Origin of the sequence: Synechococcus sp. O70.1, from assembly GCF_047462215.1 — a bacterium.
GTDB lineage: Bacteria > Cyanobacteriota > Cyanobacteriia > Thermostichales > Thermostichaceae > Thermostichus.
On the sequence record NZ_JANSIT010000014.1, the window covers coordinates 48,592 to 61,274 of the forward strand.

9 protein-coding genes and 1 tRNA gene are annotated in these 12,683 nt (G+C 58.4%); 5 read left to right on the forward strand and 5 right to left on the reverse strand.

Going from position 1 to position 12,683, the window contains the following annotated elements:
• Positions 1–28: 28 nt before the first annotated feature.
• Positions 29–4,609, reverse strand: coding sequence for a PAS domain S-box protein (locus tag NW833_RS08920; RefSeq protein WP_414412238.1), 4,581 nt, complete (start codon positions 4,607–4,609; stop codon positions 29–31).
• Between the two features lie 438 nt (positions 4,610–5,047).
• On the opposite strand from NW833_RS08920, the gene NW833_RS08925 reads away from it, so the two are divergent.
• Positions 5,048–5,425 carry a hypothetical protein gene (locus NW833_RS08925; RefSeq protein ID WP_414412239.1) on the forward strand — a complete coding sequence of 126 codons (378 nt, stop codon included), beginning with the start codon at positions 5,048–5,050 and terminating at the stop codon, positions 5,423–5,425.
• 42 nt (positions 5,426–5,467) lie between these two features.
• Here NW833_RS08925 and NW833_RS08930 read toward each other — a convergent pair.
• Positions 5,468–5,550 (reverse strand) — tRNA-Leu (locus NW833_RS08930).
• 121 nt (positions 5,551–5,671) lie between these two features.
• Between NW833_RS08930 and tgt the strand changes: the two genes are divergently transcribed.
• The 4 genes from tgt to NW833_RS08950 all read left to right on the forward strand — a co-directional run bounded on the left by tgt (position 5,672) and on the right by NW833_RS08950 (position 9,140).
• Positions 5,672–6,769, forward strand: a complete 1,098-nt coding sequence (tgt, locus tag NW833_RS08935) for a tRNA guanosine(34) transglycosylase Tgt (RefSeq protein ID WP_414412240.1) — start codon at positions 5,672–5,674, stop codon at positions 6,767–6,769.
• A 114-nt stretch (positions 6,770–6,883) separates the two neighbouring features.
• Positions 6,884–7,495, forward strand: coding sequence for a hypothetical protein (locus NW833_RS08940; protein WP_414412241.1), 612 nt, complete (start codon positions 6,884–6,886; stop codon positions 7,493–7,495).
• Positions 7,496–7,544: 49 nt separating this feature from the next.
• Positions 7,545–8,837, forward strand: coding sequence for a hypothetical protein (locus tag NW833_RS08945; RefSeq protein WP_414412242.1), 1,293 nt, complete (start codon positions 7,545–7,547; stop codon positions 8,835–8,837).
• A 6-nt stretch (positions 8,838–8,843) separates the two neighbouring features.
• Positions 8,844–9,140, forward strand: coding sequence for a hypothetical protein (locus NW833_RS08950; protein ID WP_414412243.1), 297 nt, complete (start codon positions 8,844–8,846; stop codon positions 9,138–9,140).
• A 50-nt stretch (positions 9,141–9,190) separates the two neighbouring features.
• On the opposite strand, the gene NW833_RS08955 is transcribed toward NW833_RS08950, so the two are convergent.
• The 3 genes from NW833_RS08955 to NW833_RS08965 all read right to left on the reverse strand — a co-directional run bounded on the left by NW833_RS08955 (position 9,191) and on the right by NW833_RS08965 (position 12,559).
• Positions 9,191–10,807, reverse strand: a complete 1,617-nt coding sequence (locus NW833_RS08955) for a hypothetical protein (RefSeq protein WP_414412244.1) — start codon at positions 10,805–10,807, stop codon at positions 9,191–9,193.
• Between the two features lie 191 nt (positions 10,808–10,998).
• A complete protein-coding gene (locus tag NW833_RS08960; RefSeq protein WP_414412245.1) occupies positions 10,999–11,871 on the reverse strand; it encodes a shikimate dehydrogenase in 873 nt (290 codons plus the stop codon).
• 40 nt (positions 11,872–11,911) lie between these two features.
• Positions 11,912–12,559, reverse strand: coding sequence for an SIMPL domain-containing protein (locus NW833_RS08965; protein ID WP_414412246.1), 648 nt, complete (start codon positions 12,557–12,559; stop codon positions 11,912–11,914).
• Between the last annotated feature and the right edge of the window lie 124 nt (positions 12,560–12,683).

Consider the following 12,683-nt stretch of genomic DNA (forward strand, 5'->3'; position numbering starts at 1 on the left):
AGCTTTTGCTTTGCTAAGGCTCTACCCCCTACAAATTCTGCAAGTACTGGCAAATGTCGGCTAGGATGCGCTCCAGCTCCTCTAGGCCCTGGGAAGCCCTGGCCCATTCTGGTGCAGCACTGTCCAGGGATCCCTGCTGGGCCAGTTGCACCCCCAGGTGCTCGAGCTCGCGGGCTGCTTGAGAAAAGGCATGGGCCCCCACGTTGGCGCTGGCTCCCTTGAGGCGGTGGGCAATTTTCCTCAAGTCTTCAGCATTACCCGCTGCAACGGCTTGGCGCAGCTGCGGCAACAGGTTCTGGCAATCCTGGACGAACACCTGCAGCAGCTCCCGCTGAAACTGGCTGTCGCCCGCCGTAACCCGCTCCAAGTAAGCCGAGTCGATGGGATAGGGCAGCGTGGGATCAGAGTTGCCGCTGGCACCCTTAGGAGAAGGCGGAGCGGGCGAAGCCACCTCGGAGGTAGGCCCATTGGCTGCTCCTAGTGCGGAGGAGGCGATCTGGCGGCTCCAGTAGTTGATCACTCTCTCCAAATCCTCCTTTAGCACCGGCTTACTGAGATAGTCGTCCATCCCTGCTTGCAGGCAGCGCTCCCGATCCTCGTGCATAGCGTTGGCCGTGAGGGCAATCACCACGGTGTGGTGGCCAGATCCCTGCTCTCGCTGGCGCAGACGGCGCGTGGCCTCGTAGCCATCCATTACTGGCATTTGGCAATCCATGAAAACGAGGTCGTACTTGACTTGCTCCAGCAGATCCAACACTTCTTGGCCGTTGGCCACCACATCCGCCAAGTAGCCCAAGCTCTGGAGCTGGCGCAGGGCCACCTTCTGGTTGACGGGGTTGTCTTCTGCTAGCAGGATGCGCAGGGATTGCTGGGGACGGCCGGGTGAGGGCGCACTTTGGGAAGCGGCAGTGCTCATGGATAGCAGCGAAGTGGCCAGGCCAGAGGATTTGCCCAGCGCCATGACCAGCGCTTCCTGCAGGCGGCTTTGTTTTACCGGCTTAACCAAGTAGGCGGCAAAGCCAATCTCGGTGGCGCGGCGGGAGTGCTCCCCCAGTCCCAGTGAAGTCATCATCACCAGTTGCGTCTCGGCCAGTTGCGGATCTGCCTTGATCCAGCGGCCCAAGGTCTCCCCATCCACCTCCGGCATTTGCATATCCAAAACGGCCAGGGGGAAGGGTCTGCCTTCCCGAACGGCTTGGCGCAGTTTGTCCATAGCCTGATAGGCATTTTCGGCCTCTTCCACCACCATTCCCCAAGCCGTGGCCTGGCAGCGCAGGATCTTGCGATTGGTGGCGTTGTCGTCCACCACCAACAGCCGCTTGCCCTGCAAATCCACCGGGATGCGAACAGCAGGCTGGGAAAGCTGCTGGGCATAGGGCTGCCGCTCCAGAGTCAGCTCGACGCTGAAGGTGCTGCCGCGGCCCTCCTCGCTCTCTAGGAAAATCTTGCCCCCCATCAGCTCTGTCAGTTGCTTGCAAATGGCCAGGCCAAGTCCTGTGCCCCCGTACTTGCGGGTGGTGGAGGCATCCACTTGGGTAAAGGGCTGAAACAGCTTGGCTTGGGCCTCCTTGGGGATCCCGATCCCTGTATCCCTTACCGAAAGCCGGAGCTGGACGTGGGTGGTTGTTTCCTGCATCAGCTCGGCCTGGATGACCACCTCCCCTTGATGGGTAAACTTAATGGCATTGCTTACCAAATTGTTGAGGATTTGCCGCAGGCGCGACGCATCCCCCCGCAGATAGCGCGGCACTTCCGGCGGCATGAGCACTGCCAGCTCCAGGCCCTTGGCGTGGGCAGTGGAAGCAAACAGATCCGCCACCTCTTCTAGACACGAGCGGAGATCAAAATCCAGGATCTCCAGCTCCATTTCCCCGGCCTCCAATTTGGAGAAGTCCAGGATGTCGTTGATGAGAGTCAGCAGCGCGTCGCCACTGACGCGGATAGTCTCCACAAAATCCCGCTGTTCTGCATTGAGGGGGGTCTCCAGCAGCAGGCCCGTCATCCCCAACACCGCGTTCATGGGGGTGCGGATCTCGTGGCTCATGGTGGCCAAGAAGCTGCTCTTGGCCTGGGCAGCTTGCTCTGCCGCTTTGCGGGCTTGTTCTAGCTCGAGGCTGCGCTTTCTCTCCCGCTCCAAAAGGGCTGCTTGGGTGAGGGCAATGCCGATTTGGTTGGCCAGTTGCGCCAACAGCTCAATCTCAAACGGCTGCCACTGGCGGGGTGCCGAGCACTGGTGAGCCAGCAACAGCCCCCACAGCCGCTGCTCCATCAATAGGGGCACCACCAGGTTGGCCTTGACCTGCATTTTTCGCAGCAGCTCCAGGTAACAGGGCTCCAGCCCTTCGGTCTCCACGTTGCTGACGGCGCGAACGCGGCCCTGGCTGTAGAGCTGGGCGTACTTTTCCTGAAAACAGGGATCCTCGATCACCTCTCCCATCAAGGAGGGGATCCCCGGCTGGGTTTTCTCGCTGCAGATGATCCCGGATCCATCCGGCTGGAAGCGGTAGACCAAGACTCGGTCGGCTTTGAGCAGGGCTTGGATTTCTGTTACCGCCGTCTCTAGGATCTCGGCGATATCCAAAGATTCGCGGATCTTCAAGCTGAGATTGGCTAGCAACTGAGCCCGGCGGTTTTGCCGCTCCAATTCTTCTGCCGCTTTCTTCTGCTCGGTAATGTTGCGGAAGATGCCTCGCGTAGCCACCATTACCCCATCTTCAAAGCGGCAGTTGACATTGCCCTCCACCCAAACGGTTTCACCGCTGGCCGTGAGGAAAGCTGTCTCTACCCTCTCCAGTTTCTCCCCTGCTAGAAGCTTCTGGAAAAGAGCCTGGCAGTGTTGCCGATAGTCGGGGTGGATGATGTCGAAAACCCTCATTTGCTGGATTTGAGTTTCGTCGTAGCCCAGGGTTTCTTTCCAGGCGCGGTTGACATACAAAAAGCGCCCTTCGGCATCCACGCTCTGGATGAGGTCGCTAGCATTTTCAAAGAGATCCCGGTAGCGCTCTTCGCTTTCTTTCAAGGCCAGCTCCGCCAGCTTGCGGTCGGTGATGTCGATGCCAGTGCTCATGAGAAACTCTGCCTCACCGTTGGCACCGATTAAGGCGGTATTGGTCCAGTCAATCAGCCGCAGTGCCCCTTGCTTGGTGCGCCAGAAGTTTTCATGGCGGTTCAAGAATAGGGAGGGATTGCCCCTGAGCTGTTCAAAAGCCTGCTTTACACCAGGCAAATCCTCCGCTGGGATCAAACCCACCTCCCACAGTAGCCGGCCCCTGACTTCCGCCAGCGAGTAGCCAGAGAGTTGCTCAGCAGCGCGGTTGAAGCGCAGGATACGCCCTTCTGGATCCATGACCACCACCAGCGCCCCTGCCGTATCGATAACCGCGTTGGTAAAATCTCGCTCTTGCTTGAGGGATCGTTCTGCCTCTTCTCGCTCGGCAGTCTCCCGGCGGATGAGGAAGTAAACGGCGCTCAGAACCAGGTAAGTGAAAATCAGCCCCCCCAGGGCAACAAGATTGGTTCTCACCCAGGTTAACTGCAGTTCCTGATTGCGTTGCTCCAGAAGGCGATTCTCCTCCTGCTGCAGCACCCGAATCAACTCGACAATTTGCTCCGTTAACCTTGGCCCTTCGCTGCTTCCTAGAGCTTCCTGAACGGCAGGTAGCCCCTCTTGCTCCCTCAGCCGGATCAAATCCTGGAAAACCCTCAGCCGTTGCTCCAGCAGCAGCTCTAGGCGCTTCAGGCGCTCTTGCTGCAGGGGGTTGTCAGCAGTGAGCTCTTTCAACAAGCGCAGATGGGTGGAGGTGGCTTCAGGGATGGCTTGGTACTCACTGAGATAGCGAGGATTATTGGTCAGAAGATAACCATATTGACCGGCCTCGGCGGCGCAGATTTCCGCCAACAATCCCTCCAAGCTTTGGATTGCTTTCAGAGTGTGGGCCACTCGGCTTGTCAGTTGCGGCAGTTGAGAGGCATTCCGCTGAGCTGAGTAGGTGATCCCGCCCAAAAGCAAGGCAGCTAGGCCAAAACCGGCGGTAACTTTGAGGAGAAAGCGGTTTTTGCGGGCAGGTTTAGTATCCCCCGACTTAGGCAGCAAAGGCGTCCGAGCCAGTTCCCTCAAGCTACGGCGCAGCTCCAACTGAGCTACTACCTGATGGGCCAGAGCCTTGAGCTGCTCCAATTGCTCCGGGCTAAGCTGCCGAGGCTGATAATCGACAACGCAAAGCGTGCCTAAGGCTTGCCCTTCTGGAGTTACCAAAGGGATGCCAGCATAGAAGCGGATGTGGGGCTCTTGGGTAACAAAAGGGTTGTCGGCAAAGCGGGGATCCTGAGTGGCATCGGGCACCACCAGCGGCTCTTTAGGCGACAAGATGGCGTGGGCGCAGAAAGCCACATCCCGGGGAGTCTCCTGCACATCGACGCCGAATTTGGCTTTAAACCACTGGCGGTGTTCGTCGATAAGGCTGACCAGAGCAATGGGCGTGCCGCAGATGTAGGCGGCAAGGCGGACGATCTCGTCAAAGGCAGTTTCAGGTGCCGTATTGAGAATCTGATACTGCCGCAGGGCAGCCAGCCGCTCTTTTTCGTTGGGAGGGAGGGGGGCTTTGGGCATAGGCCAGGAAGGGATCCCGATCCACCGATCTCGGAGGTCGATAGTCTCAAGGTAAAAGAGGTAACCCCAGCATAACTTCCAAGCCTCTCCACCGGAAGCTACAGGGATCCGCTCTCCAAGCCCGCTTCCTGCTGGATGAGCTGTCTGCATTCTCGCCCTGCTCAGCAGCTCCGTCAGACGAGGCGAAATTACAGGCCCAGACCTGACCTATCCAGATCCGCTGTAGGCAGAAGAGAAAAAAGCTGGTCGGATCTCAGTCTCGACATTCGTACTGGTGTCAAAGCCAGGGAAGATTGATACAATAAACTCCAACCTATGGTGTTAGTTAGGATGACCAGGCTATTTCCTATCGTTCGTATGGGAACTTCAGGTTGAAACTTTTTAACAAAGGGCCTAGCATGATACCACAAGCTCGGCAAAAGGAGTATAGCTTTAGCTATGCAAAAGCTCCAAGATAGCCTGGTAGAGGCCTTGAGCATTGATGGTGCCTTGGGGGTAGCACTGGGGGATTGGAAAACCGGGATGTGCCTGGGATACAAGGGTACCAACAGCCCTACCTTTCCCGAAGCTAATCTAGAGCTGGCTGTTGCCGGAAACACAGAGGTGATCCGCGCTAAGATGCGAGCTGCGGAGTCCCTTGGATTCACTGACAGAATTGAAGAGATACTTATCATTCTGGAGACTCAGTACCACCTGATGTATCTACTCAGGAATATACCTGGCTTGTTTTTCTATCTGGCCCTGGATCGAGAGAAAGGAAACCTGGCCCTTGCCCGTATTAAGCTGGCTCAAATTGAAAAGAAGCTGACTCTGTAAGAGGAAGTAGAGGTGAAGCCAGAGATCTTAGCTGTACTTAGATGCGGAACCGGGGACTTGAACCCCGATGGCATTGCTGCCACTAGAACCTGAATCTAGCGCGTCTACCATTCCGCCAGTTCCGCAGCGATCTATAAGTCTGCCCAAGAAAGAGGATCCCTGTCAAGGGCAGAGGCAGGTTCTGCAAAGGGATCCTACTCTTATGCTAAGCTCGGCTGCGCACGCAATGGATCCAGAGCGCTAACTTTGGCAGCTTTTACGTTTGTTTGCGAGGGCACCTGCCCCAACACACAGGCGCGGGCGGGATATTTCATCACCCCCCACGGCGAAATTCCCACCCCTTGCTTCATGCCGGTGGGAACTCTGGCCAACGTGAAGACCCTCACCCCTGCCCAGCTTAAGGAAACCGGTGCCCCCATCCTTCTCTGCAACACCTACCACCTCCACCTGCAGCCTGGCGAGAGCATCATCCAAGAAGCAGGGGGGCTACACCACTTTATGGGCTGGCCGGGCCCCATCCTCACCGACTCGGGGGGTTTCCAGGTCTTCAGCCTCAGCGCCATTCGCAAAATTGACGAGGAAGGGGTGACCTTCCGCTCCCCCTACGACGGGCGTCTGGTTCGCTTTACCCCTGAGCTTGCCATTCAAATCCAAAATGCCTTGGGCGCGGACATCATCATGGCTTTTGATGAGTGTCCCCCCTACCCTGCTAGTCCAGAAGCGGTAGCTGCAGCGGTGCGGCGAACCAATCAGTGGCTGAAGCGCTGTGTAGAGGCCCATCGCCGTTCAGATCAAGCCTTGTTTGGCATTGTCCAGGGAGGGGTTTACCCAGAGCTGCGCCACCAGGCGGTGGAAGAGGTCTGTCGGTTGGATCTGCCGGGGTATGCCATTGGCGGGGTGAGTGTAGGAGAGCCAGTGGAGCTGATGCACGCCGTGGTGCGGCAGGTAGCTCCTCTACTGCCGGCAGATCGCCCTCGCTACCTTATGGGGGTGGGCACCTATGCTGAGATACGGGCCGCAGTGGCTGCTGGAGTGGATTTGTTTGACTGCGTGATCCCCACCCGTTATGCTCGCCATGGTACGGTAATCAGCCGGGGCAAACGCTGGAACATCAAGAATGCCGAACACCGCCGCAGCCTAGATCCCATTGATCCCGACTGTCCCTGCTACACCTGCCGCCACTTTAGCCGCGCCTACCTGTGTCACCTCATCCGCGCAGGGGAGCTCCTGGGCTACACTCTGCTTTCTATCCACAACATCACTGAGCTAGTGCGCTACATGCAGAAAATGCGCCAGGCCATCCTGGAAGGCAAATTCCATGAAAATTGGGATCCCTGGAGCTAAGCCGGCCAGAAGACTTCCCTGGAAACACTTAACAACAAAGTGCAACAGTTGGGTAGGGTAGACTGTGTATATACTTAGATTATTCCCCGTACTTCTAGGAAGGACTCAGCTGCAATGGCTATTCGAACTCTTAGTAGCGTCATCGAGCAGCACATTGCGGGGCTTCCAGGCGTCGTTGCTGCCTTGATAGGAAGGGCTACTGATGGAGCTGTAGTAGCCAAAGTCATCTACGCTAGCGATGCCCAGGAGGAGAAAGAGCTAGAATTTTTGGGCGCCTACGCTAGCGACCTACTCCAGGCCAATAACCGCATTTGCCGCATAGTTAGCCCCAAGGAGGAAGCGGACTACCTCATGGCAGGCTCGCCGCGGCTGCGGGTGATAATAAAGTCTTTCCCCGAAAGCCCCTACTTTGTTTTGTTCCTCACAAAAGCCACTACAGATCTCAAGAGCATCAGCGAGCGCATCAAGGCTATCCTGATTGACGGCAAGCCCCTGTTGCCCCCTGTGCAGGACAGCGTTGTGTCTGCGGCCCAGGCCTTAATGGACTACGCCAAGCGCTACGCTCCAGATCCCAACTTTGTGGCTCTGCGCCTATCTTTGAAAACAGGCATAGACCGCATTCGCCTGGAAAAAGGCAACTTGAGCCGGCAGGAGCTGCGCACTCTCTATAAAGCGGTGGCCGCTCTTTTGGGCAGAGAGCGCTTGCCTATTGCCATACAGGCCTGAGTAGTCGAGAATAGCCGGCGAGCTTTGGCTAAGGGCAGTTGCCGTGCCTATGGGTCTTATCTCAACTCACTTGCCCATGTTTGAACATCTCCATCTCGACCGCGACCGCAAGCTAATCTCTCTGTTTGGGGAGCCGGTCATCTTTCACTGTCACCACTACAACCTCTTCCTGCAGCAAACCATTGAGGATCCCGAATGGATCGATGGCGTAGGGATCCTGCGTAGGGCAGCTCAGGAGATTTTCTACAGTCTTCTGCGGGGAGCTTTCGGGACTCTCGGTGTTCAGAGTGCCCAAGAGCGCTTGGCAGTGGCGGCTCAGATCTTCAGCTTTTTGGGGTTTGGGCGGCTGGAGTTTGACGTGACAGCTTCGGGTGGGGAAGTGCAACTTACCCATTCCCACTATGCAGAAGGCTGGCTGAGCAAGTACGGGGAACAGGTCAGCCGCACCCGTCCTATCGACCACGTGGCAGTGGGCTATGTGGCAGCGGCTTTGGATGCCACCTTTGGCGAGCTAGGCAGCTACACGGCGGAGGAAACAGAGTGCATGGCCGTTACGCGCAAGGATCGCTGCTTGATCCAAGCCACTCGGCTGCCACGGCCCCAGTCTCTAACTCCTAGCCCAGGAATGGGCAAGGTGATTGAGAAGCCAGCCCAGTTGCCAAAGCCGGTTACAGCAGTGGACTACGACGCAGTAAACGAGGCCCTGTGGAGCCTGCCCTTGGTTGGAGATGAGCGAGGCCAGATTCGCGCCTTTAACGTGTTGCTCACTCGCATGCCTGCTAACTATTACAACCGCATTCAGTACCGCTTTTTGGAGGAGCTGAAGGCGGTGCGAGCTGAGCTACTGGGGGTGGGAGAAGATCTCATCCGGGAGTCGGGACACGTCTGCGTATTCTACACCTTTGGCAACGTTATGGAATCCGTGGAGTGGGAAACCCTTGTGGGGCCAATGCTAGAGAAGGATACCGACTGGATCCATGGTGCCTATGCGGTAGCCAGTAGCTTAGGCTGGGGGCGCTGGCAGGCCTTAGAGGTGGTGAGCGGACAGTCTTGTCGGGTGGCGATCGATGGCAACTACGAAGCCAACTACTTTTTGGCTTCCTACCCCCAGGCAGACGAGCCTGCCTGCTACTTTGCTCAAGGAGCGGTGCCGGGCATGATGAACTTGGTCTACAACGGCAACATCCGGCAGAAACCGGTTCTGGATCAAGTCTTCTACAACCGCCTCTTCCAGCGGGGTGGGCTTTTTCACGGCAAGGAGACCAAGGCCAGAGAGAAAGGAGATCCTTGGTGCGAGTTCTACGCCGCTCGCGTCAGCGAGACGGAGTCCTTGCGGGTGTAGGACTCTATGCAAGTGCGCGTCCTCAAGCGGCGGGAGTGTGGGGCTGGCTGGGCGACAGATTTGCTGCTGCCGCGTTGCTTGACCTGGCCTGAGGTGGAGAAACTGGCCAAGGAAATGGGCGGTACTTGCCGTTGTTTTCAAGGGCAACTGGTGTGGCTAGATCTACCCGCAGGCCGGATTACCGCTTCACTGCGGCTGCCTCGTCTGACGATGCGGCTCTACGACGCTGCTGTTGAGGCCCAGATCCTAAGTAGTTTGCAGCAGTTGGTGAAGTCTGGTGATCCTGGGATCCAAGGGTCATAGCGATCTCTCCACGGCCCTCCCTCGATAAGTGCCCTGTATTTTGGCTGGCCTCAAAGCTGGCAAGTGCGACGTTTGCGCTCCAGCTCCGGTTCAATCCAGGAGAGGGAAAAGTGACTCACACAGGACAACTGCGGGAAGCGGCGGGCCAGGGCTGCCATCTGAGTTTCTAGACTGGGGCGGTTTCGCTGCGCTTGTCCCCACAGCCCAGCAATAGCGGGACAAACAAAGGTTTGGGGAGAAGCTACAGCCAAAACTCGCTCCACTTGCTTGACCACACAAGAGCTGTCCTCGCACTTGGCATAGGCCATGGGGTGCCATTCCATGTTTGGATCAAAGCGATCCCAAGGCTGGAGGCGAGCATCAAACCCCTCTCCTACCTTCAGGTTGCCATCGGGGAAAAAGACAGCCCCGCTTGGAATTCCCCTTTTCCAGACGAGCTGGGCAGCTTGTCGAAGGTAATCGAGCACCCCCTGGCGAGCGAACTCAACGCTGAGCTCCCAGAGCTGCTGCTGCCAGCGTACTTGGCGAACGGCGGCAGGAGGGGTGGGCGTGGGAGAAGGAGTGGGAGCCAAGTTGCTCTTCCCTGAATGGGCAGGGGTGGAATGCTGCTCTCCCTGCCAATTCTTGCTTGCTGTGCTCCGGGCAACCCAGGTCGGTAGCTCTGGAGAAAATACCCATTCCTCAGTCGCGCTGGGCCTGGGATCCCCTGGCCGACGCCACCTCGGCTCTTCGGAATAGGTGGCATCCAGGCGGAGAACATCCGCTACAGTAATGTAGCCCTGACGTAGGTAACGCTCCAGCAAGGCTCGCCCCGCTGGGTTTTCTGCCAAGTCCAGGTAGGCCTGTCGGGCCCCCTCCCCGTGGATCCACAGATCCCGAACGTTAGTGGCTAGGCTTGAGGCCCCCGAGCCGCGGGGATAGCGAATGTAGTCGAAGAGGATTCCGTCCGGCTGCCGCTGCAAGATCCGGCGGATGAGCTCGGCAAGATCCCGTCGCGCCAGGGGGTGAAAGGGATCCACAAACACTTCATCGGGGCTACCCAAATCTTCGGGGAGGGCTGCTGCCGGATCCAAGAGGGTAGCAAGGCCACGACCGTTGCGGGCCAAGACGGACTGGCGATCCGGGCGCTGACCGTAGCTGTAGCCGAAATTGAGGGAAGACACCCACGCATAAGCCGAAAGCCCTCGCCGTCGCGCCGCCTTGAGAGCCAAGTCCAGCAAATCGGCATTGGGCTGCAGGCTGGGCCAGATCCCTCCTGCCCCATCCGGCAAGATGGAGCGGCCGTCGTGCAGGGTCTCGATAAAGACGCGGTTGTAGCCTAGGTTCACCACTTGGTCGAACACCTGATCCAGCACGCCCGGATTGGCATCACAAGGATGCAGGCGCACCCAAATGGCCTGGACTTGCGGCCAACGGCGGCTGCGGCAGGCGAGCAAGGCAGCGCGATGTTCGGCTAAAACTTGGGTGTATTCGGCCCAAGCCGCATCTGACTGGGCAGCCCGCTGGCGCAGTTGAGCCTTGCGCGCCACTTCCTCCGGTGGCTGGCGGCAGTAGGCGTCAAGCCGAAAAGCCAGGGGAGATCCCCCTGGGAAAGAGAAATGGCCTGGCCACTGGAATTCGGCTTGGGCAGCACTCCTGGGCCCCAGCAGTATCAGGGCGCCAAGCACACCTGCCAGCCAGGGGATTCCGGGTTTTTTCCACTGCTGCCTTGGCAACCCCAACACCCTTAATCCTACAGAAGCCTTAGCCCCGTCTCTCCCTAGAGATCGGCAAACCAAAGGCAATTGTTCCCGCCTAGCCAAGCCAAAGGACAACACCGCCAGAACTCGATATCCCCCGACTTCCGCATCTTCTGGGGTCAAGACTCAATTCGGTACTTAGCCAACTGCTGTCGAGCTGCCTGCCGCATTACCTCCACCGGCACAGGCTTGCCCCCCAGCCAGAGGGAGAGAGCTTTGGCCCCCTGGTGAACCAGCATCTCCAGACCACTGATGGGGGTGTGGCCCAGCTCAGCCGCCATGCGCAGCAGCGGCGTGGGATCCGGTACATAGATGAGGTCATAAACAACGGCGCCGGCAGGCAATAGGGCCAGTTGTTCCGAGCTAAGAGGGGAAAGTTCAGTAGCAGAGCCCGGCTTCTGCATGCCCACGGGGGTAGTGTTGACCACAAGGCGAGTTTCGGGCAAGCGGCGATCCAGCTCGGCCCAGCTTAGCGTCTCCAGCTGCGGCCAGGTTTGCTGCAGGGCCTGTAACTTCTCAAGGGATCGCCCAGCCACCCGCACTGGCCCCAGCCCCAACTCCAAACAGCCCTGGATGGCCGCCCGCGCCGCCCCGCCAGATCCCAGGATTAGGACAGGGATCCCTTTCTCTAAACCCAGCAAAGGTTGAACAAAGCCGTCGATGTCGGTGTTGGTGCCACCCCAGCCTCCCTCGGGCAAGGCGTAGACGGTGTTCACCGCTCCCACCGCTGCCGCCCGCGTTTCCACCTGGCTAAGCAAAGGCAGAATGGCCTGCTTGTGAGGAATCGTTACGTTAAACCCTCGCACCCCGATGGCTGCAAGCCCTGCCACCGCCACCGCCAAGCGCTCTGCCCTCACCGGAAAGGGCACATAGCAGTAGTCTTCTCCCATGGCCGCCAAAGCGGCGTTGTGCATCGCCGGGGAGAGGCTATGGGCTACCGGATCCCCAACTAGGCCCAGCAACTGCGTGCTTCCCGAAATGCGTCTTTCCACCCCCACTCCTCCAGGGATTCAAGTCTGGGCTTTTTGACGGCTAGTAGCGGATCTCAAGAGTCACTTGGGCGCGCACCGTTTGCTGTCCCCCTTCTACTGGCGTGGTGGCTGCCTGGAGGCGGGCATACTCCGCTCCACCCATGCCTGCCAGAGGAACCGGGGGTTGGACATAGCTGTCGCTGTGAATCTGGATGCGTTCTACGGAACGGATGCTCAGGTTCAAGGCCCCCAGCACGTCGCTGGCTTGGCGTCGAGCATCTTCCACAGCTTGGGTTAGGGCGCGGCTGCGTGCCTGCAACAGGGCGGCCTCATTGGCTCGGAAGCTGACCGACTCCACCTGGGTGGCTCCAGCAGCCACGGCTTCATCCAGCACTTGTCCTGCTCGGGCTATGGGCACCTCAAATTGGAAGCTGTTTTGCCCCTGGATCCCTGTCAGGCGAGGCGGGCTCTTTTGGTAGTCGTATTGGGGATAGAGGGAAATGCCGGTGGTTTGCAGGGCGCTTACCTGCAGCTCTTTGAGGCGGTTGACCAGCCGCTCCGAACGCTCAGCCAGCTGCTGTTGGACAGATTGGGCCGTATCCCCTTGGATCACTACCCCCAGCCGGATCACCGCAATTGAGGTTTCCACGGCAGCCGATCCCTGACCGGTTACAGTCAACGTTCGGGATCCTTTGTCGGGACTGGCCATCGCTCCTCCATTGCTGCCGACCACACCCCACGCTAACACGGCTAGCGCTAGCCCAAGAGCTAGCCAAGGCGCCCACTTCCTTTTCCAGCTGTTGCCCCCCTTCATTTCTTTCACCCCCCAGGAG